Origin of the sequence: Pararhizobium sp. O133 (assembly GCF_051669845.1) — a bacterium.
Classification (GTDB): domain Bacteria; phylum Pseudomonadota; class Alphaproteobacteria; order Rhizobiales; family Rhizobiaceae; genus Pararhizobium.
Genome location: NZ_CP196426.1, coordinates 2,090,108 through 2,113,763 on the forward strand (window position 1 = coordinate 2,090,108; position 23,656 = coordinate 2,113,763).

At 62.3% G+C, this 23,656-nt stretch carries 21 protein-coding genes; 13 read left to right on the forward strand and 8 right to left on the reverse strand.

The features are described from left to right. Positions 1-252: 252 nt before the first annotated feature. The 9 genes from ACST81_RS10070 (at position 253) to ACST81_RS10110 (ending at position 11,674) form a co-directional block, all read left to right on the forward strand. On the forward strand, positions 253-1,281 hold the full coding sequence (locus ACST81_RS10070; protein WP_325466727.1) for a substrate-binding domain-containing protein: 1,029 nt from the start codon (positions 253-255) through the stop codon (positions 1,279-1,281). Between the two features lie 66 nt (positions 1,282-1,347). Then, the gene (locus ACST81_RS10075) at positions 1,348-2,886 is read left to right on the forward strand and encodes a sugar ABC transporter ATP-binding protein (RefSeq protein ID WP_438752935.1); all 1,539 of its coding nucleotides are present in this window, start codon (positions 1,348-1,350) and stop codon (positions 2,884-2,886) included. A 28-nt stretch (positions 2,887-2,914) separates the two neighbouring features. After that, a complete protein-coding gene (locus ACST81_RS10080; protein WP_438752937.1) occupies positions 2,915-3,907 on the forward strand; it encodes an ABC transporter permease in 993 nt (330 codons plus the stop codon). 1 nt (position 3,908) lies between these two features. Further along, positions 3,909-4,922 carry a sugar-binding transcriptional regulator gene (locus tag ACST81_RS10085; protein ID WP_438752940.1) on the forward strand — a complete coding sequence of 338 codons (1,014 nt, stop codon included), beginning with the start codon at positions 3,909-3,911 and terminating at the stop codon, positions 4,920-4,922. Further along, positions 4,919-5,914 (forward strand): aldo/keto reductase, encoded by a 996-nt coding sequence (locus ACST81_RS10090; protein WP_438752941.1) that lies wholly within the window; start codon positions 4,919-4,921, stop codon positions 5,912-5,914. Before ACST81_RS10085 ends, ACST81_RS10090 begins: the two co-directional genes overlap by 4 nt. Positions 5,915-5,926: 12 nt before the next feature. Beyond that, a complete protein-coding gene (locus tag ACST81_RS10095; RefSeq protein ID WP_438752943.1) occupies positions 5,927-7,675 on the forward strand; it encodes an FAD-dependent oxidoreductase in 1,749 nt (582 codons plus the stop codon). Then, on the forward strand, positions 7,648-8,490 hold the full coding sequence (locus tag ACST81_RS10100; protein ID WP_438752944.1) for a class I fructose-bisphosphate aldolase: 843 nt from the start codon (positions 7,648-7,650) through the stop codon (positions 8,488-8,490). The genes ACST81_RS10095 and ACST81_RS10100 overlap by 28 nt, the downstream gene beginning before the upstream one ends. Before the next feature lie 32 nt (positions 8,491-8,522). Continuing rightward, positions 8,523-10,052, forward strand: coding sequence for an FGGY-family carbohydrate kinase (locus tag ACST81_RS10105; RefSeq protein ID WP_438752946.1), 1,530 nt, complete (start codon positions 8,523-8,525; stop codon positions 10,050-10,052). 8 nt (positions 10,053-10,060) lie between these two features. After that, positions 10,061-11,674 (forward strand): GMC family oxidoreductase, encoded by a 1,614-nt coding sequence (locus ACST81_RS10110; RefSeq protein ID WP_438753471.1) that lies wholly within the window; start codon positions 10,061-10,063, stop codon positions 11,672-11,674. A 330-nt stretch (positions 11,675-12,004) separates the two neighbouring features. On the opposite strand, the gene ACST81_RS10115 is transcribed toward ACST81_RS10110, so the two are convergent. From ACST81_RS10115 to ACST81_RS10150, 8 genes are all read right to left on the reverse strand, one after another. After that, a complete protein-coding gene (locus ACST81_RS10115) occupies positions 12,005-12,220 on the reverse strand; it encodes a hypothetical protein (RefSeq protein ID WP_438752947.1) in 216 nt (71 codons plus the stop codon). Between the two features lie 87 nt (positions 12,221-12,307). Beyond that, on the reverse strand, positions 12,308-13,000 hold the full coding sequence (locus ACST81_RS10120; RefSeq protein WP_438752948.1) for a TfuA-like protein: 693 nt from the start codon (positions 12,998-13,000) through the stop codon (positions 12,308-12,310). Beyond that, positions 12,997-14,205 carry a YcaO-like family protein gene (locus tag ACST81_RS10125; RefSeq protein ID WP_438752949.1) on the reverse strand — a complete coding sequence of 403 codons (1,209 nt, stop codon included), beginning with the start codon at positions 14,203-14,205 and terminating at the stop codon, positions 12,997-12,999. Before ACST81_RS10125 ends, ACST81_RS10120 begins: the two co-directional genes overlap by 4 nt. Beyond that, positions 14,195-14,413, reverse strand: a complete 219-nt coding sequence (locus ACST81_RS10130) for a hypothetical protein (RefSeq protein ID WP_438752950.1) — start codon at positions 14,411-14,413, stop codon at positions 14,195-14,197. The genes ACST81_RS10125 and ACST81_RS10130 overlap by 11 nt, the downstream gene beginning before the upstream one ends. 18 nt (positions 14,414-14,431) lie before the next feature. Beyond that, a complete protein-coding gene (locus ACST81_RS10135; RefSeq protein WP_438752952.1) occupies positions 14,432-16,246 on the reverse strand; it encodes an adenylate cyclase in 1,815 nt (604 codons plus the stop codon). A 50-nt stretch (positions 16,247-16,296) separates the two neighbouring features. Further along, positions 16,297-16,737, reverse strand: a complete 441-nt coding sequence (locus tag ACST81_RS10140; RefSeq protein WP_438752953.1) for a helix-turn-helix domain-containing protein — start codon at positions 16,735-16,737, stop codon at positions 16,297-16,299. Positions 16,738-16,906: 169 nt separating this feature from the next. Continuing rightward, positions 16,907-18,094, reverse strand: coding sequence for a mannonate dehydratase (gene uxuA, locus ACST81_RS10145; RefSeq protein ID WP_438752956.1), 1,188 nt, complete (start codon positions 18,092-18,094; stop codon positions 16,907-16,909). 35 nt (positions 18,095-18,129) lie between these two features. After that, entirely contained in the window at positions 18,130-18,852 is a 723-nt protein-coding gene (locus ACST81_RS10150) for a GntR family transcriptional regulator (protein ID WP_438752958.1), read from the reverse strand. 91 nt (positions 18,853-18,943) lie between these two features. Here ACST81_RS10150 and uxaC point away from each other — a divergent pair, with 91 nt between their 5' ends. From uxaC to ACST81_RS10170, 4 genes are all read left to right on the forward strand, one after another. Further along, positions 18,944-20,344 (forward strand): glucuronate isomerase, encoded by a 1,401-nt coding sequence (gene uxaC, locus ACST81_RS10155; protein WP_438752960.1) that lies wholly within the window; start codon positions 18,944-18,946, stop codon positions 20,342-20,344. A gap of 60 nt (positions 20,345-20,404) precedes the next feature. Further along, positions 20,405-21,580: an ABC transporter substrate-binding protein gene (locus ACST81_RS10160; RefSeq protein ID WP_438752963.1), complete on the forward strand. Its 1,176-nt coding sequence runs from the start codon at positions 20,405-20,407 to the stop codon at positions 21,578-21,580. Positions 21,581-21,675: 95 nt separating this feature from the next. Then, positions 21,676-22,764, forward strand: a complete 1,089-nt coding sequence (locus tag ACST81_RS10165) for an ABC transporter ATP-binding protein (protein ID WP_438752966.1) — start codon at positions 21,676-21,678, stop codon at positions 22,762-22,764. After that, on the forward strand, positions 22,761-23,639 hold the full coding sequence (locus ACST81_RS10170) for an ABC transporter permease (RefSeq protein ID WP_438752968.1): 879 nt from the start codon (positions 22,761-22,763) through the stop codon (positions 23,637-23,639). The genes ACST81_RS10165 and ACST81_RS10170 overlap by 4 nt, the downstream gene beginning before the upstream one ends. Positions 23,640-23,656: the final 17 nt, after the last annotated feature.

Consider the following 23,656-nt stretch of genomic DNA (forward strand, 5'->3'; position numbering starts at 1 on the left):
ATGATCAGCCGGCCACGATCGACCGTTAAGTACGGCTCGGTTCCGAGACGTCAATAACAGGCCCTGAAATGGAAATTGGACGCCAGTTATGAATTATAATTCATTATATGAATTAAATTGACATCCGGTTCCGGTTTCGATTAGGTGCCCATACCGGACTTCGAGGAGGAACTCCGGACTTCACTGGATCATCGGACGCTCGAAGTGGCGCCACGGGACATTTTGGAGGGGCTTCGGCCTCGAGGAGGAATCTTGCGCAATTTTCTAAGCACGACCGCATTGGCGGTCCTCGCATCCACGCTTTTTGCCGGCGTCGCCAGCGCCGAAACGGAAAATCCGTTCCGCTGCAAACCGGGCGAAAAATACGTGATGAACGTGATGGTGTCGGGCGTCGAATACTGGTTCCCGGTCTATGAAATGTTCAAGCAGGCCGGCCAGCAACTCGGCTGCGAAACGGCCTATACCGGCACGCCGGAATATGACGTCAACAAGCAGATCGCCACCTTCGATCAGGCGCTGGCCCAGAACCCGGCCGGTATCCTCGTTCACCCGATGAACTCGGACCCGTTCATCGAGCCGATCAACCGGGCGATCGATCAGGGCACGGCCGTCGTCACCTTCGCCGCCGATGCACCGCTCTCCAAGCGCATCTCCTTCATCACCTCGGACAATACCCGCGAAGGCACCTATGCTGCTGATGCGATTGCCGGAAAGATGGGTGGCAAGGGCGAATACGCGGTTCTGGAAAATCCCGGCCAGGACAATCATGACAAGCGCATCGCCGCCTTCATCGCCCGCATGGAGGAAAAATATCCGGACATGAAGCTGGTCGGCCGCGCCGCGTCCAACCAGGATCCGAACAAGGCCTATCAAGGTTTGATGAGCCTCAAGCAGGCGCATCCGGACCTGGGTGCCGTGTTCATGCCGGAAGCGAACTCCGCCATCGGCGCTTCGCAGGCAAACCAGGAAACCGGCGGCAAGATTCTGGTCATGTGCGCCGACGTCAACGCCAACATCCTCGACATGATCAAGGCCGGCCAGGTCTTCGGCTCGATCAACCCGAACCAAGGCATGCAGGGTTACATGGGCTTCATGCTGCTGTGGCTGGCCAAGCATCCTGAACTGATCGATCCGATGAACGACGCCAAGCGCGCCGGCTTCAATCCGATGAGCATTCCCTTCGTCGACAACGGCCTGTCGATCGTGACTGCCGACAATGCCGATGACTTCTACTGGGACAAGTACCTGAAGCGGCGGGGCACGAAGGGGATCGACGAGTAACCCTTTGATGTCGGCTGTCCGGGGCAACTCCGGGCAGCCACCGTTAGCCTTGAAGAGGATCATGTGATGGCGTTCCAGCCGGTTCTGGAAATCCGCAATGTCAGCAAGCACTTCGGTGCGGTGAAGGCCTTGACGGATGTGAGCTTCAGCCTCGAGCGGGGCGAGGTCCACGCGCTCTGCGGCGAAAACGGCGCCGGCAAGTCGACGCTGATGAACATCATCGCCGGCGTGCTGCAGCCGAGCGAGGGCGAGGTTCTGGTGGATGGCGCGGTCGTCAAGGTGACGTCGCCGGCCGTAGCGCAATCGCTGGGGCTCGGTCTGGTGCATCAGGAAATCGCGCTTTGCCCGGATGCGACGGTGGCCGAAAACATGTTCATGGCCGCGACCAACCGGCGGCGCTCGCCGTTCATGAATTACCGCAAGCTGGAGCGCGATGCCCAGGCCGTGATGAACCGGCTGGCGCCGATCGATGTGCGCCGCAAGGTAAGTGAACTTTCCATTTCCAGCCAGCAACTGGTTGAGATCGCCAAGGCGCTGACGCTCGATTGCCGCGTGCTGATCTTCGACGAGCCGACGGCGGCGCTGACCGAAGCCGAGGCGCAGGTGCTGTTCGGCATCATCCGCGACCTGAAGGCACACGGCATCTCGATCATCTATATTAGCCACCGGATGGCGGAAATCTTCAGCCTCTGCGACCGCGTGACGGTATTCCGAGATGGGCGGTATGTCTCGACTGAGCGCGTGGCCGACGTAACGCCGGACGACGTCGTGCGCCGGATGGTCGGACGTGAGATCACGCAGCTCTATCCGGAAAAACAGGCGGCGGACGAACAGTCCACGCAAACCATTCTCGACGTGCGCGGCCTGAGCGATGGTGCGCGGTTCCGCAATGTGAGCTTTGCGGTGCGCGAGGGCGAAATCCTGGGCGTCGGCGGATTGATCGGCTCCGGTCGAACGGAGATCGCCGAGGGTATCTGTGGATTGCGGCCGGTTACGCAGGGTGATGTATCGTTGAACGGGAAGCGATTGGAGGCCCGATCCTATGCGCAAGCTGTGAGCGCGGGCCTCGTCTATCTTTCTGAGGACCGCAAGGGCAGCGGCGTCTTTCTCGAACTGTCGATCGCGCAGAACATCGCCGTGCTCGATCTGAAGTCGCTGACCGGCCCGCTCGGGCTGCTGAACGCGAGGGCGGAAGCCGCGCGCGCCACGGACCTCGTCCGGCGGCTCGGCGTGCGCATGGGCGGCATCGGCATGCCGGTTTCGTCGCTCTCAGGCGGCAATCAGCAGAAGGTGGCGATTGCCAAGCAGTTGGCGGTCAATCCCAAGGTCATCCTGATGGACGAGCCGACGCGCGGCATCGATGTCGGCGCGAAATCGGAAATCCACCGGCTGCTGCGCGATCTCGCGCGCTCCGGCATCGGCATCGTCGTCATTTCCTCGGAGCTGCCGGAACTGCTCGGACTTTGCGACCGGGTCCTGGTGATCCGCGAAGGGGAGATCGCCGGCGAGGTCGGGGAGGGAGAGATGAGCGAAGAGGCCATCATGCGGCTCGCATCCGGCGTCGGCGGGCACGACAATTCGAAAGTATCAGAGCATGCCGCGTGAAGAAAAAACAGGGGCAGGAGACAGGACCATGGCGAACGCGACTTTGACAACGGCGCAGCAGGCGCGCGCGCCAAGCTGGAAACGGCTGGGGACCATGCGGGAAGCGGGGCTGATCGCGATCATTCTGACCCTTTGCGTCATCATGACCTTTGCCTCGCCGCACTTCCTGACGCTCGGCAATCTGCGGGCGATGCTGATGTCGTTTTCGGTGGAAGGGGTCGTCGTCGTCGGCATGACCATCCTGCTGATCGTCGGCGGCATCGACCTGTCGGTCGGCTCGGTGGTCTGCTTTTCCATGGTCGTGTCGGGATCGCTGTTCTTGCTAGGCCTCGATCCTTGGAGTGCCTCATTGATCGGCATCATCGCCAGCGGGCTGATCGGCTGCATCATGGGCTTCTTCGTAACGGTCGTGGGGCTCAACCATTTCATCACCTCGCTTGCCGCCATGGTGATCGTGCGCGGGGTCTGCCTGATCATCACCAAGGGCACGCCGCTGTCGCTGTTCACCCTGCCGCCCGCGTTCAAGGCTGTCGGGCAGGGCACGTTCTACGGCGTCCCCTTCGTGATCCTGATCTTCGTCGCCGTCGTCGTGCTGTTCGATTTCCTGCTGCGCCGGGCAACGGCTTTCCGCAAGGTCTTCTACACCGGCAGCAACGAAAAGGCGGCGCTCTATTCCGGCATCAAGACCAATCAGGTGAAGTTCTGGGTGACGGTGCTCTGCGCCACGCTCTCCGGTGTCGCCGGCGTCATCTACATGTCCCGCTTCGGCGCGGCCACGCCCACCTTCGGTGTCGGCATGGAGCTGAATATCATCGCAGCCGCCGTGATCGGCGGGGCGTCGCTGAACGGCGGCTCGGGCACCATCCTCGGCGCAATTCTCGGTATCGCTCTGCTCTCGGTCGTGACAAGCTCGCTGATCCTGCTTGATGTCTCCGTCTATTGGCAGGATATGATCAAGGGCTGCATCCTGCTTGCGGCTGTTTCCATCGACCATTTCCTGCACAAGCGGAAGGCTGCCTGACATGTCGCCCAACCGGCCCATCGCCAAACTCAAGACCGCAACGGCGCCGCGCGAGGAAATCGTCATCGCCCGGCAGATGCACCAGGCGCTCGTCCTGCACTTTCTCGAAGGCCTGACGCAGGCGCAGATCGCCGACCAGCTCGGCATTTCCCAGCCGACCGTCAACCGGCTGATCAAGCGCGGTCGCCAGCTCGGCCTCGTCGAAATCAAGATCAAGTCGCCGGTCGAGCCGCTGGTCGACATGGAAGAACAGCTTCTGGCGCTCGGCGGCATTAGCCGCGCGGTTGTCGTGCCGACGGTTTCCGACAATCCGCAGACGGCGCTTCAGGCGGTCGGCGAGGCAGCGGCCCGGCTGCTGCTGGAGGAGATTTCCGATGGCGATACGATCTGCATCACCGGCGGCAAGGGCGTGGGAGCCGTCGTCGCCGGTCTGCAGGCGCCGCGCCGCTTCGATGTCGAGGTGATCCCGGCAACGGGCTGTGTCCAAGGCAAGCACTATACCGACGTCAATCACGTCTCGACACTGATGGCGGACCGGCTGGGCGGGCACTCCTACCAGATACACGCGCCTCTGTTTGCTGACAGTGCCGCCGAGCGCGGCATGCTGATGAACATGCGCTCGGTCGCCGATGTCTTCCAGCGTGCGCGGGAGGCGAAGGTGGCGATCGTCGGCATCGGCTCGATCCTGTCGGACGATTCCAGCTATTACGACCTGCATCCCTCATCGAGCACCGACCGCGCCGCAATCGAACGATCGGGTGCGTCCTGCGAACTGCTGGCGCATCTGCTCGATGAGCGCGGCCAGGTCTGCGACTACAGTCTCAATCGGTCGCTGGTGTCGCTGACATTGCCGGAATTCGCGTCGATCCCGATGAAGATCGGGGTGGCGAGCGGCCCGAACAAGGCGAGCCCGATCCTCAGCGTTATCCGTGGCCACCATCTCGATACGCTGGTGACGGACGAGGCGACGGGCGCGCGGGTACTGGAACTGGCAGGCGAAGGGAAATGGGCATGAGTGGGCAGCAATTAGTACGTGAGATCGGCACGTCCGGCGTACACGCTTCGGCGGTCGGGCTCGGTACTTGGGCGATCGGTGGCTGGATGTGGGGCGGGACCGACGAAACGGAATCCATCGCCGCCATCCAGGCCTCGCTCGATGCCGGTGTGACGCTGATCGATACGGCTCCTGCCTATGGGCTTGGGCGCTCGGAAGAAATCGTCGGCAAGGCGCTGACTGGCCGCCGCGACAAGGCGGTGATCGCCACGAAATGCGGGCTGGTCTGGCATACGCAGAAGGGGCGGCATTTCTTCGATCAGGATGGCAAGCCGGTTCACCGTTATCTCGGCCGGGATGCGATCCTGCATGAAGTCGAGCAGAGCCTGAAGCGGCTCGGTACCGATTATATCGATCTCTACATCACCCATTGGCAGGACCCGACGACGCCGATCGAGGAGACGATGCGGGCACTGGAAGACCTGCGCGCCGCCGGCAAGATCCGGGCGATCGGCGCCAGCAATGTCAGCCGTGCCGATCTCGAAACCTACATTGCGACGGGTGGTCTCGACGCGATCCAGGAGCGGTTCAGCATGATGGACCGCGAGATCGAGGCGGAGCTTCTGCCCCCGACCAGGACCAACACCATCGCCACGCTCAGCTATTCCTCGCTGGCGCTGGGTCTGTTGTCTGGAACCGTCGGGCCTACCCGCGTCTTTTCCGGCGACGACCAGCGCAAGGACAATCCGCGCTTTTCGGTCGGCAACCGGCAGAAGGCCGCGGCCTTTGCGGAAGTGATCCGGCCGGTGGCGGACAAGCATGGGGCGAGCATCGCGCAAGTGGTCATTGCCTGGACGCTGGCACAGCCCGGCGTAACCTTTGCGCTCTGTGGCGCGCGCAATCCGGCCCAGGCGCTCGACAATGCGAGGGCGGGAACGACCAGACTGGATACGGCCGATCTTTCGGCCATCGATGCAGCCATATCGGCGAAACTGACTGATATGGACAGGTAGCGGATCACCAAGATGAAACGTGAAGAGATATTGGACGGGCTCCGCGAAGGCCCGAAGGTGGATGTGTGCGTTATCGGCGGCGGCATCAACGGCATCAGCGTCTTTCGGGAACTGGCGCTGCAAGGGCTGAGCGTGCTGCTCGTCGAGAAGCACGACTATTGCTCCGGCGCGAGTTCAGCCCTGTCGCGCATGGTGCATGGCGGCCTGCGCTATCTGGAAAACGGCGAGTTCAAGCTGGTGAAGGAATCGCTTGTCGAACGCGATCGGCTGCTGCGCAACGCCCCGCACTATGTCGCGCCGCTGCCGACGACGGTGCCGGTGTTCGATATCTTCTCCGGTCTCGGCAACGGCATTGTCCGGTTCCTGGGCTTAAGCCGCCGGCCGAGCAGACGCGGCGCGATCGCGATCAAGGCGGGGCTCGGCATCTATGATTTCCTGACGCGCAAACGCGCCCTGATGCCACGTCACCAGTTTCGCGGCCGGCGCAAGACGCTGGAAAAGTGGCCGGCGCTCAATCCGGCCATCAAGAGTTCCGCCACCTATTTCGATGCCTGGGTCAGCCATCCGGAACGGCTGGGCATCGAGCTATTGCAGGATGGATTGTCCGCGAATGGCGAGGCAAGGGCGCTGAACTATGCGGAACTGCGCCGGGATACCGGCGGGGGTTATGTTCTGGAGGACCGGATCGGCGGCGCATCCGTCGCTGTCGAACCGGCGCTGATCATCAACGCCACCGGCGGCTGGATCGATATTGCCAATGAAACGCTGTTGTCGCCTCAAGCGCGCCCCGCGCCGCTAGTGGGCGGCACCAAGGGCTCGCATCTGATCGTCGATAATGCAGATCTTTACGACGCACTGGCCGGTCACATGATCTATTACGAGAACGAGGATGGGCGCATCTGCATCCTTTTTCCGTATTTCGGCAAGGTTCTGGTCGGTTCGACCGATATTCGGGTGGATGATCCGGAAACGGTGCGCTGCGAGGCCGATGAGCGGGACTATATTCTGCAGTCGCTCGCTTTCGTGTTGCCGGATATCGCCATCCGGCGCGAAGACATCGTTTTCCAGTTTTCCGGTGTGCGGCCGTTGCCGGCCAGCAATGACAGCTTTACCGGACGCATCCCGCGCGACCATTTCTGCACGGTGGTGGAACCCGGCGATGGTAATCCGCCAGTGCTCTGCATGATCGGCGGCAAGTGGACAACGTTCCGCTCCTTCGGGGAAATGGCGGCCGACATGGCGCTGGAGAGGCTGGGCAAGACACGCAGTGTCGAGACTGTCGATCGGCCGATTGGTGGCGGGCGAGGATTTCCGGAGAATGCAACGATCTGGTTGTCGCAGCTTGCCGCACGGACAGGCCTTTCCGGCGAGCGCATCGCCGCGCTGTTTTCCCGCTACGGCACCGATGCAGCCGATGTCGCGACGTTCATCGTGGCCGGTGCGGACACGCCACTGCCGCATGACGGCTACTCGACGCGCGAACTGCAATTCCTGATCAACGCAGAAGCCGTCGACCATCTCGACGACCTGCTGTTGCGGCGCACGACGCTCGCCGTCTCCGGCGAACTCTCGCTCGACATGGTCGACGCATCCCTTGATGTCCTGGCGCGGGAAAAGCGTTGGACGCCTGCGAGATGCGCCAGCGAACGTAGCCGATTTCTCACCCTTCTCAGCGAACGGCATGGTGTTGATGAATCCATGCTGGCCGCACGCAACGAACCAAGGAGCACAGAATGCGACATAACAGCAAAGTCCGGATGAACCGGCTGTTCGGCGGCGGTTGCTGCCTCGACGTGGCGATTGATCACGGCGTCTGCAACGAACCATCCTTTCTCGACGGGTTGGAAGATGTGCAGTCGGTCGTCGCCTCGCTGGTCGCCGCCGGTCCCGATGCGATCCAGATGAATTTCGGTCAGGCGGATTTGCTGCAGGACATCTCGGGCAAGGACAAGCCGGCGCTGGTCATGCGCCTCGACATGGGCAATCCCTATAACCGCATCCGCCACCGCGACATGTGGGCGGTGCTGCAGAACGAGGCGGAACCGCTGATCGGTGCTCTCCAGATGGATGCGGCCTGTGTCGTCGTCAACCTGTTCATGCTGCCGGACGAGCCGGACCTGTTTCGTCAATGCGTCGAAAACATTTCCCGTGTGCGGGCCGATTGCGACAAGTACGGCATGCCGCTGATGATCGAGCCACTGGTGATGCAGCCGGTCACCGAACGCGGCGGCTACATGGTCGATGGCAATGCCGAGAAGATCGTGACTCTCACGCGGCTTGCCCGCGAGATGGGTGCCGATATCGTCAAGGCCGATCCGACCGACAATCCGGAGGATTTCCACAGGGTCGTGGAGGCGGCGCGATGCCCGGTCCTGGTGCGCGGCGGCGGCAAGGAGGATCTGCGGGCCGTTTTCGACAAGTCTGCGGCCTTGATGCGGCAGGGTGCAATGGGCATGGTCTATGGACGCAATATCTACCAGCATGCCAATCCGGGGGCTGTCGTGCGCGGTCTGATGGCCATCATTCACGAGGATGCGAGCGGCGAGCACGCCTTTGCATTGTATCAGCAGGGCTGATTGCGGTTTTCGAACCTTGGGAGGGGTTCTGCATGGGTGATTATCTTTTGGGGCTCGACGCCGGAAACACCGTTATCAAGGCGGTGATCTTCGACAGGGCGGGCAACGAGATCGCGATGGCCGCGCAGGAGGGGCACAGCCGCATGCCGTGCCCCGGCCATGTCGAGCGCGGGCTGGACGAATTGTGGACGAATGCGCGGCAGGTCATCCGCGCCTGTATCGATCAGGCCCGCATTCAGTCGGACGAGATCGCGGCGATCGGCTGCGCCGGACATGGCAACGGGCTTTATGCACTGGATCGTGACGGTAATCCGCTGCTCGGTATCCAGTCGCTCGACACGCGTGCCTCCGGCCTTGTCGAGGAATGGCGGGCATCCGGCGTCGGGGAGCGGACCTATCCGATCGCCCGGCAACGTCCTTGGCCATCACAGACGCCGACGCTGCTCGCGTGGCTGAAGCGTCACCGGACGGATCTGTTCAACCGCATCGGCACGGTGTTCTTCTCCAAGGATTTCGTCGTCAATCGGCTGACCGGCAGTCGTGTCAGCGAAGTCTCGGATATGTCCGGCGCCGGCTTGCTCGATCTTGCCGCGCGCCGCTATGACAATACATTGATGGAGGCCTATGGTCTCGGTGATTGCATGGACATTTTGCCGACCCTCATCGAAAGCGCCGATATCGCAGGGACCGTGACGGAGGAGGTTGCGAGGGAAACCGGGCTTGCCGCCGGCACGCCGGTGGTGGGCGGGCTGTTCGATGTCGTTGCATCCGCGCTCGGCTCGGGCGTTTCGAAAACCGGCAGCGCCTCGATCATTGCCGGCACCTGGAGCATCAACCAGGTGATCATCGACGGTCCCGATCTCGACGGACCGGTCTTCATGTCATCGACCTTCGACCGCAACCGGTACATGGCGATGGAAAACAGCGCCACTTCCGGCGCCAATCTCGAATGGCTGGTCAAGGAGTTTTTCGAGGGTGAGCATGAGGAGGGCATATCGCCTTTCGATGCCTGCTGCGCGCTGGCAGGCGCGATCGAACCGGGCGCCGACGATCCGCTTTATCATCCCTATCTCTACGGTTCCCAGCAGGACGGCCATGCCCGCGCGGGCTTCTATGGCATCGCCGGCTGGCACACGAGGGGACATCTGGTGCGTGCGCTTCTCGAAGGCGTGGCTTTCGGTCATCGCGCCCATATCGAAACGATGCGCAGGGCAGGGGCCACGTTTAACGAAGCGGTTCTGTCCGGCGGTGGGTCGCGCAGCCTGATCTGGCCGCAGATTTTTGCCGATGTCCTCGGCGTACCCGTCACCGTGGCCCGTTCGCGCGAAACCGGCGCGCTCGGGGCGGCGATTGCGGCCGGCACAGGGGTCGGCATGTTCAGGAATTTCGAAGAAGGAGCGGCGGCGATGGTGCGGACAGATCGGTGTTATCGTCCGAACGTCGCGCTTGAGAGGCATTATGCGCGGCGCTACGCTCTTTTCCAAGATATCGCCGATGCCATGGCGCCGCTGTGGCGGCGCCTGACGGCGGTGCAGCCGATGGCAGCGGGAGTGGCGGCGTGAACATGCCTATGAATGATCAGGTGATCGATGCGGGCACCTACGATTTCATCATCGTTGGCGCGGGATCGGCGGGCTGTGTGTTGGCCAACCGCCTGTCGGCCGACCCGAAGACGCGTGTACTGCTTCTCGAGGCCGGCGGCAGCGACCGGTATCACTGGGTGCATGTGCCGATCGGCTATCTCTACTGCATGGGCAATCCGCGCACCGACTGGATGATGAAGACGGCGGCGGAGGCAGGCTTGAATGGCCGCTCGCTCAACTATCCGCGCGGCAAGGTTCTGGGCGGATGTTCGTCGATCAACGGCATGATCTACATGCGCGGGCAGGCGGCCGATTATGATGGCTGGCGGCAGGCGGGCAATACCGGTTGGGGCTGGGACGACGTCCTGCCGTATTTCCTCAAGTCCGAGGACAATTATCGCGGCAGGTCGGACATGCATGGCGAGGGCGGCGAATGGCGGGTGGAGCGCCAACGCCTGTCCTGGCCGATCCTCGATGCCTTCCGCGATGCGGCCGAGGAACTCGGCATTCGCAAGACCGACGATTTCAACGATGGCGACAATGAGGGTTCAGGCTATTTCGAGGTCAACCAGCGCGGCGGCCTGCGCTGGAACACGACCAAGGCTTTTCTGCGCCCAGCGATGAAGCGGCAGAACCTGCGTGTTCTAACCGGCGCGGAAACGGAACGATTGCTTTTCGACGGCAAGGTCGCGACGGGCGTCCGGTTCCGGCTGAACGGTCAGGTCCATGTCGCCCGCGCCGGCCGCGAGGTCATCCTTTGTGCCGGAGCGATCAACTCTCCGAAAATCCTGGAGCTGTCCGGAATCGGCCGGCCAAAGGTTCTGTCGGATGCCGGGATAGACGTGACCCACGAATTGTCCGGTGTCGGCGAAAACCTGCAGGATCATCTGCAAATCCGTACCGTCTTCCGCATCGAGGGCGCAAAGACGCTGAACCAGCTCTATCACAACCTGTTCACCCGCGCCGGCATGGGGCTCGAATACGCACTGCGCCGTTCGGGGCCTTTGTCGATGGCACCGAGCCAGCTCGGCATCTTTGCCAAGAGCGATCCGGCCGTGGCGACGGCCGATCTTGAATATCATGTACAGCCGCTCAGCACCGACCGGCTCGGCGAACCGCTGCACACATATCCCGCAGTTACGGTCTCTGTCTGTAATCTCAGGCCCGAAAGCCGGGGGACGGTGCATATCTCCGGCCGCGATGTCGCGGCACCACCGCAAATCCAGCCGAACTACCTGTCGACAGCCGGGGACCGGATCGTGGCGACGACGTCGGTGCGGCATGCGCGCCGGCTGATGCAGGCGGATGCCATCCGCAAGTACAGGCCGCAGGAAATGCTGCCGGGTACGGAATTCCAGAGCGACGAGGACCTGATCCGTCGGGTCGGCGATATCGCCACGACGATCTTTCATCCGGTAGGGACCTGCAAGATGGGCGATGACGGTTTGGCTGTCGTGGATACGCAGTTGCGCGTCCATGGGGTGTCGAGGTTACGGGTCGTCGATGCCTCGATCATGCCGTCGATCGTTTCGGGCAATACCAATTCGCCCGTCATCATGATCGCCGAAAAGGCGGCCGATCTGATCTTATCCTCACGGTAAGCGGCCACCGTGGAAACCGCCGGATACGACGGTGGCGCGGCATTCGCGTTACAGGCGTCCACACACTGTTGCTGCAGTCTCGGGTTGTCCTATTCAAGGGATTCCGGAAGCGGCCTTGGCGATTGGCCAAAGAGAATCTCGTTCGGCATCGTCCGATCGAGGCGTCGATTGAATGTGATGTCTCAAGATTCGAAAAGCGGCGACATGGTTCTGGACCATTTCGCCGCTGCTGTTTTCCTGAGCAACCGAGGCGTCGTGCTTGAGCGATGTTTTCGCGATGCTTTGCGAAGGCGGCGCGAAACGAGGTCTGTGCAGGTGCTGAGCCGATGTTTAATTGAGGCGGATAGCCGTTTCGAAATCGGGAATCGAAACGCCGATCTCCTCGCGGCTCTTCAATTCGTTCGAGACAGCCTTCATCGCCATTTCGATGCAATATTCCAGCGCGGATGCGTCCAACTGGCGGGCGCTGTCGCGGATATAGGTCAGCATGCGGGCGATCATATTGAAATCTTCAGTTTCCGTCGAAATGGTGTCGAGAGTGTCCATGGCCAAAAATCCTGCGGGGTTGGAGGCTTGGCCGATACTATAATCGAGATTTTCGGTCCCGGGCGTTGCACGAGCGTTGCACACGTCTCAAGCGAATGTGTCGCCATTTTCCAAAAACGGCTGGTTGAGCCGCCAAATGGGAAACTCCGAGGCGAGGCTGTCGGGAGCGTTTTTCATCGCATTCATCAACAGCAGCGCATCCCGGCGTTTCACGTCCACGAAATGCGCCTTCAGCAAGGGCAGGACATGCGTTTCGCAACCACATTCATCAACGACCCGGCTCCAGGTTCGGTCCTTGAAGAAGACGGATCCGGCCGCCAGTTCCAGTTGATCGCATATATCGAGGGGGATTTCGCCGCTCAGGCGCAGCGCCTCGATCGTTGCACGGACATTGACCATGGGGACGGTCAGGGCCGGATAGCCGAGTTCGGCCGGACCGTGAAGCAGGGCGACGTCGGCGTCATCGACAAGGGTTCCGGAACTGTACGCCTCGAAGATCGTGCCGATGCCGATCATACCGAAATCCGCGCATTCGGCGGCGCGCAGGGCGCCCATGCTGGAGGCGCCGAAAATCCGCACTCCGATCGACAGACCGCGAAGGATTTCCTTGTGCCAGACTGGCGGCTGATATTCGAAACCGCCATCGATCAGGCCGATGGCGGTTGCACCGGCATCGATGGCACGGTCGATATCGCCCTGAAGAGCCGGCGGGCGGATCGTGATGCCATCGGCAAAACGATGGGCATCCAGCAGGCTCGGGCCGACGAAAACAATCTTCATGACCACAATGTCCGGGCAATGGCACGCGCGCCGAACCGCCGGAGACGATTGCCTTGCGGGTTTTCCAGCGCCGGCACGAGCACTTTGACGACGGAGAAGGGCCACTCGTCCTTCGACAGCGTAACGGCGATGGCGGCGGAAATGTTCGCCCTTCGCAAATGATCGAGCACGTGCTCGGTCATCGAAGCGATCGTCTTGGCGGCAGGGCGCCGGCGAATGGTCGCGTCCTGCGGTTCGCAGGCGAAAAGACGGCGTGTCTCGTCGCCGAGTGGCTGGCGGTAGGTCCGCGCGGAAACATCGTCGCGAGCGCCGCTGATATAGGTGAGGCGCGATTGCGCTGCCTCGGTGACGGCGCGCACCGCCGCAAGCGAGGGCGACGGATGCCCGCCCGATCCATGCGTAACCTCGACATAGCGCAGCGATTTGTCCGTCAGCGCATCGCGCGGGCCGAGAAGGGCGGTGAAGCAGGGGATGCCGATATCCGAGGTGATGTCGAACAGGCGCAGGATCAGGCCGGCCTTTTCGATGCGGGCCAGTATATCGGCCATTTCGATGCCGCCATAAAGAGCTGCGTCGACACAGCGCGCCTGCCGGTCGGTGGCAGGCGAGACCTGCCAGAGCGTATAGGCGTCGCGTTCGATCCGCTCCAGCAGGCCATGCAGGATAGCTTCTTCCCGGTTGTTGCCCGATGCGAGGCCATCCGAAGACATCCAGTAGCGGCTGTTCGGGCGGGTGCGATCGAGAATCACGGCTTCCAGCGGCACGAAGATTTCCTCGCCGGTCAGGAGATTGGTACCAGTGACCCATTCGATTGGTTCATCCGGAGAGATGTCGCCCTGTCCGCGTGCGATCAGCCCGGGCAGGGGATCGAAAGATCGGCCGCGATCGGAGAGACCATTCATCGTAGCGGTGATGATGTCCACGTGCGGTTCGCCCGCAACGGCGCGTTCCAAGGCCTCCATGACGGCCGAGGCCTTCGCGTCCGTATCGGTGACGCCCTTGCCCTGCGCCACGACGATCGAGCGGGAATTGGGCGTATAGGCGCACCAGACCGGGATCCCGAGATTATCGAGGCCGGTGTGGCGCGCAACGCGTGTGATGCCGAAGTTTCTTAAGTGAGGTTCGACGCGGGAGAGCGTCTGTGATGCCGTGCAGATACGATGCGCCGGCGCGCCCCCCGCGGCCGGTTGGTCGTCAGCCGTCATAATGTCCGGCAAAGACCCGCTCGGCGGACGACACGGCGACGGCGAAATCGACACCCTTGACGATGGCGCCGCCCGAGGCGCGGATGGCGGTAGCCTTCGCAAGGCTGCCATCCGCCGGTGTCGGAAGGGCGGTGACGGTGCCGGCCGTCAGGTCCGCCAGCCAAAGGCCCTTTTCACCCGGAATTCCAATTACAACCACTTTCGCCATGCTCATTCCCCTCCTTGTTCAGAAGCCTGCCTTGATCAGGCCTTCCCGGTAAAGTTCTCGCTGCCAGTTTTCTCTGTTCGGCACGACTTCGAGCCAGCGCTCGAGGTCGAAGCTCGGATTGTCGCGCAGTACGCGCTGGCGGCAGGCACGCGCTTTGCTCTTTTCTCCGAGCATGCCCCAACTCGCCGCCAGCAGACGGTCGGCGGGGCGCCTGTCGCGCATCTTGCCGACATAGGTGACGGCATCATCGAATTCGCCAAGAAAATAGCTCGCCCCGGCCGCCGTCCAGTAATAGGTGTCGGGGCAGAGCGGGTTGAGCCCGATGGCCTTCTCGATCTTGTTCAGTCCGTCCTTCGGCCGTGCCGCATGCACGAGACTGTCGGCGTGGCTATAGAGAACGTCGGCGTAGTGCGGACTGATGGTTTCGGCGACAGACAAGGCCTCGAGGCTCTCGTCGAGCTTGCCCAGATAGAGTCGCACGACGCCGAGTTCGCGGTATCCTCCGGCCAGATCGCCATCCTGGCGAACCGCGGCCATGGCCTTTTCCTCGGCCATCTTCAAAAGGTCCTGGTCGCCACGGGCTGTCAGGAGCCATTCGGTCGTCAGGGTTCGTGCCACGCCGGCAAGCGCCGGGGCGAAATCCGGATCGTCCCGCAAGGTATCGCGAAACACGCGGCGGGCCCGGCGAACGCTGGGCAGCGAAAGACCGGAGAGGTGCTGGACGCCCTGGAGATAGTTGAAATACATCTGCGGCCGGCTGTCGAAATCGAGTTTCGCCGCTGCGGTCTCCTCCACCTGACGGGCAATGGTCTGCGTGATCGTGCGGGAGATTTCGGCGCGCTGCGTGGTCAACCCTTCGGCCGTCAGCGGAAAGCGTTCGGCCCAGATGATTTCGTCGGTGGGCAGGAACACCAACTGAGTGAACAGGCCGTCGCCCGATCGCTTGGTGTCCAGCGCGTATATGACGCCGTGCTTTTCGAGGACAGCCGCCTTGTCACTGGATTCGCGGATTCGTTCCGAGGTGAAGGGCGCGACGACGGAGACGGTTCGGAGCGAACACAGTCCGATCGTCACGTCCTCGATCAGTGCATTGGCGACAGAGCCGTTAAGACGGGTATCTTCGGCCGTATCCGGCGGCAACAGGGCGACGCGCGGCAGATGGGCGCGCTCGGGCTTGTCTGGTGTCGGCGCCTCCGCGTGGACCTGTGCGACTGCGGTGGATGGCGCGGGGCGGTCATCCCGCACGGTGGCGAACACCTTATCGGTCTCATCCGTCCCGGTCAGCCGCGCCCGGTCCATGATGGCGCGGATATCGGCGTCGTTCGGCGAGCGCTGCAGGAACTGGACGCAGCCGATCTTGAGAGCACGCAGATCGTTCCGTTCGGTTGCAAGCGACGATGCTTCGATCACCGCTGCCCGCAGCAGTTCGCCGCAGGCCCGTCTATGCCCCTCGATCCAGCGTTTCAGTGCGCCGTTCGCGGTGCGGGTGGTGGCGAGGAATTCATCCTGCATCGTTTCGATGATACGGCGCAGACGAGCGAGTTTGTCTTTCGCAGGCAGGAAGCAATCGAGGTCCGAGCCGAGTTGGTCGGCGGCGAGCCGGATCATCCGGCCATCGGCGGTGAGCGGGATGGTTTGCGCCAAGTCGGTGGTGCGCATTCGAAGCAGGGTCGAACGGAGGTTCTGGAAGGCGACGCTGCGATCGGCATCCGGCCAGAGCAGGTTGGCCAGGGTTTCGCGTGAGACTTCCTCGCGTTGGCTGGCGCGCATATAGGCGAGGATCAGCAGGCCGCGTTCGGGCACGAACGCCTGCCGGCCATCCGGTCCAAGCAATCGCAATTCTCCAAACGTATGGAGATGATACCCTGCTCGCCCCACGAAAATTACTCCGCCGCGCTCTTGCCGCTTTCGTTCCGGGCGACGGATTTCGCCAGTTTGACGATGCTCTGGCGAATCGCCGGATCGGTGATCGCCATGAAGGCGTGGTTGAGAGCCAGTCCCTCGGAACTCGAAACGAAGGTCGAGATATCGGAAATCTCCTCCGGGCCGTCGCCGGCAGAGCGCGGCGATTCCTCGAAGAAGAAGGCGATCGGAACGTTCAGAACGGTGGCGATGTTCTGCAGACGACTTGCGCCGACGCGATTGATGCCTTTTTCGTATTTCTGGACCTGCTGGAAGGTGATTCCAAGACTGTCACCCAGTTTCTCCTGGCTCATGCCCAAGGCTACCCGGCGAAGGCGGATACGACTTCCGACATGAACGTCAATGGAATTTGCAACCTTTTTCATCATGACCTCCACGACGACTTTGAATTGAATGACCATACTTTGCGTCATTCACATTCGCGTTGCAATCGTGGTCGGTTATTATTCCATCTTAAGATGCGGCGCCCTGTGGAGCGCGCCGCATCGTCCTGCGTTTCAGTGTGGAAAATTGCCTGCAGTAGCTGTAGACGCGGCAGGCTGTTTACCCTTTATGAAATGCCGGTTTATCTCAGACTGGAGGGGCGTCCAGCGCATGCAAAATGCCGCGCAGTTCGGCCAGTCCCCGCAGGCGGCCGATCGACGGATAGCCGGGCGTGACGGTCTTTTCGAGATCGTCGAGCATGCGGTGGCCATGGTCGGAGCGGAAGACGATCGTATGCTCAGGCGCCCGGCGGCGGTCCTCGGCGACGAGTTCCTTCAGCACAGCGACCATGTCGACATCCCCTTCCAGATGCGCGCTTTCGTGGAAACTGCGGCCGTCGCCCTCGCGGGTGGTGGCGCGCAGATGGGCGAAATGGATGCGTTCGGCAAATCGCCTGGCGATCTGCGGAAGGTCGTTGTCGGCGCGCACGCCGAGACTGCCGGTACAGAAGCACATGCCATTGGCCGGCGACGGTACCGCGTCGAACAGCGCGGCATAATCCTGCGCGGTCGAGGCGATGCGCGGCAGGCCGAAGAGCGGGCGCGGCGGATCGTCGGGATGCAGCGTCAGCTTGACGCCGCGCGCCTCGGCGACCGGCGTGACAGCTTGCAGGAACTCGATCAGGTGCTGGCGGAACCGTTTCGCGTCGATGCCATCATAGGCCGCAAGCTTTTCGCGGAAGCCGGGCACTGTCATCGGTTCGGTGGTGGAGCCGGGCAGGGCGGAGGTGATGATCCGGGTGATCTCTGCCATCTCCTCCTCGGACATGGCCTCGAAGACGGCTTTGGCCCGCACGCGGTCTTCTTCGGAATAGTCGTTTTCGGCACCCTTGCGCTGAAGCTGAAAAAGATCGAAGGCGGCGAAACGCTCATGATCGAAGCGCATCGCCGTGGCGCCCGTCGGCGTGACGAAGTCCAGTTCGGTGCGGGTCCAATCGACGACCGGCATGAAATTGTAGCAGATGATATCGATGCCGCAGGCGGCCACGGCTTCGAGGCTGGCGATCCAGGCTTCGATTTCCGCCTTGGCCTTTGCGCCGGTGCGCTTCACCGCATCGGGAATGGGAATGCTTTCGACGACCGACCACGTGAGCGATGAGCGGCCCGCAGGCGTGGTTTCGATCAGGGCCTTGCGTTCACGCACCTCGCTTTCGGTCCATGCGCGGCCAATCGGCACCTGATGCAGCGCCGAGACGATATTGGTCGCTCCCGCCTGGCGCACGTCGTCCAGTGTGACCGGTGCGTCTGGCCCGAACCATCTCCATCCCTGCCGCATGCCTGGTGTTCCTTCCGTGGTGATCTGTTGAAAATTCAGCTGAAATAATCGGGATGAAGCAGCCGGAGTTCGGCAACGTCCGGGATGACCGCATTCAGGTGGTGCATCATCGCCGCATGGGCTCGCGCCACGTCATGGGCGGCTATGGCATCGCGGATCGTCACATGTTCCTCGATCACGCTGTCCATGCGCCCAAGCCCTGGCAGCGTCAGTCGGCGCGCCCGGTCGATCTGGATTTTCACCGTTTTGAGAATATTCCAGATGCCGGGATAGCCGGCGATAACGGCAATAGCTTCATGGAACGCTTCGTCCTGCTCATGGAAAAGCGAGGTTTCGTTGTGCGCCGCATGCAGACGCTGGCGGGCGACGATCGCATCCAGCCGGGCAATGTCCGCAGGCGTCGCGGTGACCGTCGCGGTCTCCACCGTCGTTCCCTCCAACGATTTGCGGATCACCACCGCCTCGGGAATTGCGCCGACGGGAACCAGGGACACGAAGGTCCCGGACTGCGGGAAGATGTCGACAAGCCCAGCCTCGGACAAGCGCAAGAGCGCTTCGCGCACCGGTGTGCGGCTGACGCCGAATTCCTCGGCAATGCGCTTTTCCTGTAGCGGCATACCCGGCGGCATCTGCAACGAGACGATGGCCGCGTGCAGACGGTCGTAGATCGCCGACCCCGCCGTCACGCGTCTCAGTTTGGCGGCCGCCGGTTCCACGACGAGGGGGACGACGACGTCGCGACGCGATGATGGTGGCATTTGAGAATCTCGAAGCGTTGACACTGTTGCGAATACTAGTATATCAGTTGAACCACGTTGCCAAGAGATGAAGCGGGAGGGCAGACAAGGAATGGCATTGCATCCAGACAGGCTCTTTCCTGCTGATCCCGGCACGCGGTCGATCGCGAGACGGCTCTATGCCAGTGTCGAGAAGCTGCCGATCATATCGCCGCATGGGCATACGGATCCGTCGTGGTATGCCGAAGACAGGGCGTTTCCGGATCCGGCCGCGCTGTTCATCACGCCGGATCACTACGCGACGCGCATGCTCTATTCGCAGGGTGTGAAACTGCAGGATCTCGGGGTTGCCATGCGCAATGGAGAGACTGTCGAGACCGATCCGCGCAAGATCTGGCGGCTGTTTGCCTCGCATTTCCACCTATTCGCCGGCACGCCGACGCGGCTGTGGTTCGAGCATTCGCTGGAGACGGTGTTCGGCATCACCGAGCGGCTGTCCATCGATACGGCGGACGACTTGTTCGACCGGATCGAGGCGGCCATTCCCACGCCTGAGATGCGGCCGCGGGCACTGTTCGACCGTTTCGGCATCGAGGTCATCGCCACCACGGATGGCGCGCTCGAAGATCTCGCCCATCACGATGCTGTTCGCAAATCCGGCTGGTATGGCCGGGTGGTTCCGACCTATCGTCCGGACGCGGTGGTCGATCCCAACGTTCTGGGTTTCGCCGACAATGTCGCGCGGCTTTTCGCCATGACCGGTGAACCGGCAACCTGGGCCGGATATCTCAACGCCCATCGCGCGCGCCGTGCCTTCTTCAAGGCCCGTGGCGCAACCGCGACCGACCATGGCCATGCGACGGCGCGAACGGAAAATCTTCCGCAGGCGGACGCTGCCAAGCTTTTCGAGGTCGTTATGGCAGGGCGCGCGGATGCGGCACAGGCGGAGGCCTTCCGGGGTCAGATGTTGACCGAGATGGCGCGCATGAGCCAGGACGATGGGCTGGTAATGCAGATCCATCCCGGTTCCTATCGCAACCACAACCCGTCGCTGTTTGCCGATTTTGGCCCCGACAAGGGCGCCGATATCCCCAAGGCGACCGATTACGTGCATGCGCTGAAGCCATTGCTCGATGCCGTCGGCAACGATTCTCGGCTGACGGTGATCCTCTTCACGCTGGACGAAACCGCCTATTCGCGCGAACTGGCGCCGCTTGCCGGCCACTATCCGGCCCTCAAGCTCGGCCCGGCATGGTGGTTCTTCGATAGTCCCGAGGGCATGCGGCGTTTCCGCGAGACGACGACCGAGACCGCCGGCTTCTACAATACGGTCGGCTTCAACGACGATACCCGCGCCTATCTGTCTATCCCCGCCCGCCATGACATGGCTCGCCGGGTCGATTGCGCCTATCTCGCGCGGCTCATCGCGGACCATCGCCTCGATGAGGAGGAGGCTTTCGGGCTTGCCGGAGAACTTGCCTACGGGCTCGCGAAGCGGGCCTATCGATTGTGACGAAATCATGCGGACGGGCGGCGCAGGAGGCGCCCGCCGCTTAACAAGGGAGGAAACGACATGAACGTGACACGCAGGACTTTCGTTGCCGGGGTTGCCGGCATATCCGGCCTCGGTCTTTTGCCCGGCCGTCTTTTTGCCCAGCTCAAGGCGCCCGCAAGCCCCGTGACCATCACCGTGGTCGACGTCGCGGGCAATCTGGCTCTGACGCAAGGCATGTTCGAGGCCTACGCAGCGGCCAAGCCGGAATGGGTCTCGAGTTTTGCCTTCACCAAGGCACCGGCACCGGAGCTGCCCTCTAAGATCAAGGCGCAGCAGGCCGCCGGCAAGGTCGATATCGATCTCGTGCTGACCGGCACCGACGCGCTCGCCGCCGGCCTGAGCCAGGATTTGTGGGTGGATCTCGCCGCACACAAGGGCGACCTTCCCAATCTCGAAGAGATCCTGTTGCCGCAGGCCTTCAAGATGCAGGCGCTGGCCGAGGACAAGGGTGTCGTCGTCACCTACTATCCGTCCGGCCCATTGATCGAATACATGCCCGACCGTGTCCCAACGCCGCCGAAAACGGCTGCCGAACTGCTGGAATGGACGAAGGCCAACCCGAACAAGTTCATGTATGCCCGTCCGGCCAATTCCGGTCCAGGCCGCACGTTCCTGATGGGCCTTCCCTACCTTCTCGGTGACAGCGATCCGCTTGATCCGGTCAACGGTTGGACGAAGACCTGGGAATATCTCAAGGCTCTCGGCGAAAACATCGAATATTACGGCACCGGCACGACGCAGACGATGAAGGAACTGGGCGAGGGCACCCGCGACATCGTCGTCTCGACGACCGGTTGGGACATCAACCCGCGCGCGCTTGGAATCGTTCCGGCGGAGGCCAAGGTCGGCAAGCTCGACGGATTCCATTGGGTGACGGATGCGCACTATGCCGTCATCCCCAAGGGGGTATCGGACGAGAAAATTTCCGTCCTGCTCGACATCATCAACTTCGTCCTCCAGCCGCAGCAGCAGGCGATCGCCTATGACCAGGGCTATTTCTATCCGGGTCCGGCGGTGAAGGACGTGACGATCGAGATGGCGCCGCAGGAAAGCCAGGACGCCATCAAGGAGTTCGGCCGGCCGGAATATGCGGACTGGATCGCCAACAACCCGCTGGAAGTGCCGCTCGATCCCGCCAAGATCGTCGATGCATTCCGCATCTGGGACGAACAAATCGGCGCGTCCAAGGGCTGAGTTGATCAAAACCGGAGTGGCGGCATGTCCGCCGCTCCGGATCTATTATTGTAGAGGAGACGACCTTGAATTTGCCGGTTCAAAACGGAGCGACAGTGCTTTCGCCGAAACAGACCTCCCGTCTTGAGCTGGACGGTTTGCGCCGTTCGTTCGGCAGCTATACCGCGCTCGATGGTATCGACCTGTCGATCGAGCCGGGAGAATTCATCGCGCTTCTCGGACCTTCCGGCTGCGGCAAGTCGACGGCGCTCAATTGCGTGGCGGGGCTTCTGTCCTTGTCGGGAGGCGAAATCCGGCTGGGCGGCAATCGCATCGACCAGTTGGAGCCGGAAAAACGCGGCTTCGGCATGGTCTTCCAGAGCTACGCTCTGTTTCCGCATATGAGCGTGCGCCGCAATGTCGGCTTCGGGCTGACCATGCAGGGCATTCGCGGCAGCGAGGCGGACAGGCGCATCGAGCAGGCCTTGGCGCTGGTGCGGCTGGAAAGCCAGATCGACAAGCTGCCGGGGCAGCTTTCCGGCGGCCAGCAGCAGCGCGTGGCGATCGCCCGCGCCATCGTCATCCGTCCGCCGGTTGTCCTGATGGACGAACCGCTCTCCAATCTCGATGCCAAGCTGCGGCTTGAGATGCGCGCTGAAATTCGCGGCATTCACGACCAGATCGGCTCGACCACAATCTATGTCACCCATGACCAGGACGAGGCGCTGTCGCTGGCCGACCGGATCGTCGTGATGAGCCAGGGCCGTATCATGCAGATCGGTTCGCCGCAGGACCTATACCAGAGGCCGGTTCATATCGAGGTCGCCGACTTCATGGGTTTCCGTACTCGCATTCCCGGCCGGGTCGTCGGCGTGTCGGGAGACGAAGCCGAGATCGAAGTTGCAGGTGCGCGGCTGACGGGCACAATGCGCGAGTCATTGCGGGCCGGAGACGCGGCGGTGCTTTCGGTACGGCCGGAAGACCTTGTCGCCGTCGAGGGGGCGGACGGTATCCCAGCATCGGTGGTCAACATGGAATATCGCGGCCGCGCCTTTTTCGGCATGGCCAAGTCGAGCGACGGTTCCGACCTTTATTTCCGCGCCGAACAGGCCATGCCGCGCGGCGCATCGGCAACGCTGCAGCCGGTTGCCGGCCGGGCGCTGCTGTTCAAGGGAGATGGGCTTTTCAAGGGAGCCGGCGCATGAGCACGGCATCGCTTCGCACCCGGCTTGCCGCGCGCGGTTTCGATGGAACGACGCTGCTGGTTCTGCCGGGTCTCGCCGTCATGCTCGGGCTGTTCATCTATCCGTTCTTCTACGGTCTCGCGGATTCCCTGATGCCGAAGGAAGGTGCGTGGTACGCCAATTATGCCGCCTTCTTCAGCGATCCCTTCCAATACCGCACCATTGCCGCGACGCTCTGGCTGGCCTTGCCGGTGACGATTGTCAATCTGGCGTTTGCGGTGCCGATTGCGTTTCGCGTTCGGCTGATGACACGGCAGCGCCTGTTGACCACGATCCTCGTCCTGCCGATCACGCTCGGCACAGTCTTCGTCGCCGACGGTCTCCTGACGTTTCTCGGACCGCAGGGCTGGTTCAACCGCACGCTGATCCTCGTCGGCCTGCTCGACGGGCCGGTGAAGCTCACCAACAATTACTGGGGCGTGTTCGCGTCGCTGGTCATCACTGGCTTCCCGTTCGCCTTCCTGCTGACCCTGTCCTATGTCACGGGTATCGATCCGGCGATCGAGCAAGCGGCCGCCACGCTTGGCGCCAATGCGCGGCAGCGGTTCACGAAAGTCTTTTTGCCTTTGCTGGTTCCGGGGCTTGCCGTCACCTTCTGCCTTGCCTTCGTGCAGGCCTTTGCGGTGTTCCCTTCGGCTGTTCTGCTCGGCGCGCCGGCCGGGCCGACGCGGGTGATCTCGATCGCGGCCTATCAGGCGGCCTTCGAGCAATATGATCATTCGCTGGGCTCGGCGATTGCCATGATCATGGGGGCGGTCGAACTGATTGTCGTGCTGGTCGTGCTCGGCGGACGCTCGCTGTTTTATCGGGGCCCGACCGGCGGTACGAAGGGATGACGACGATGACCCACCGC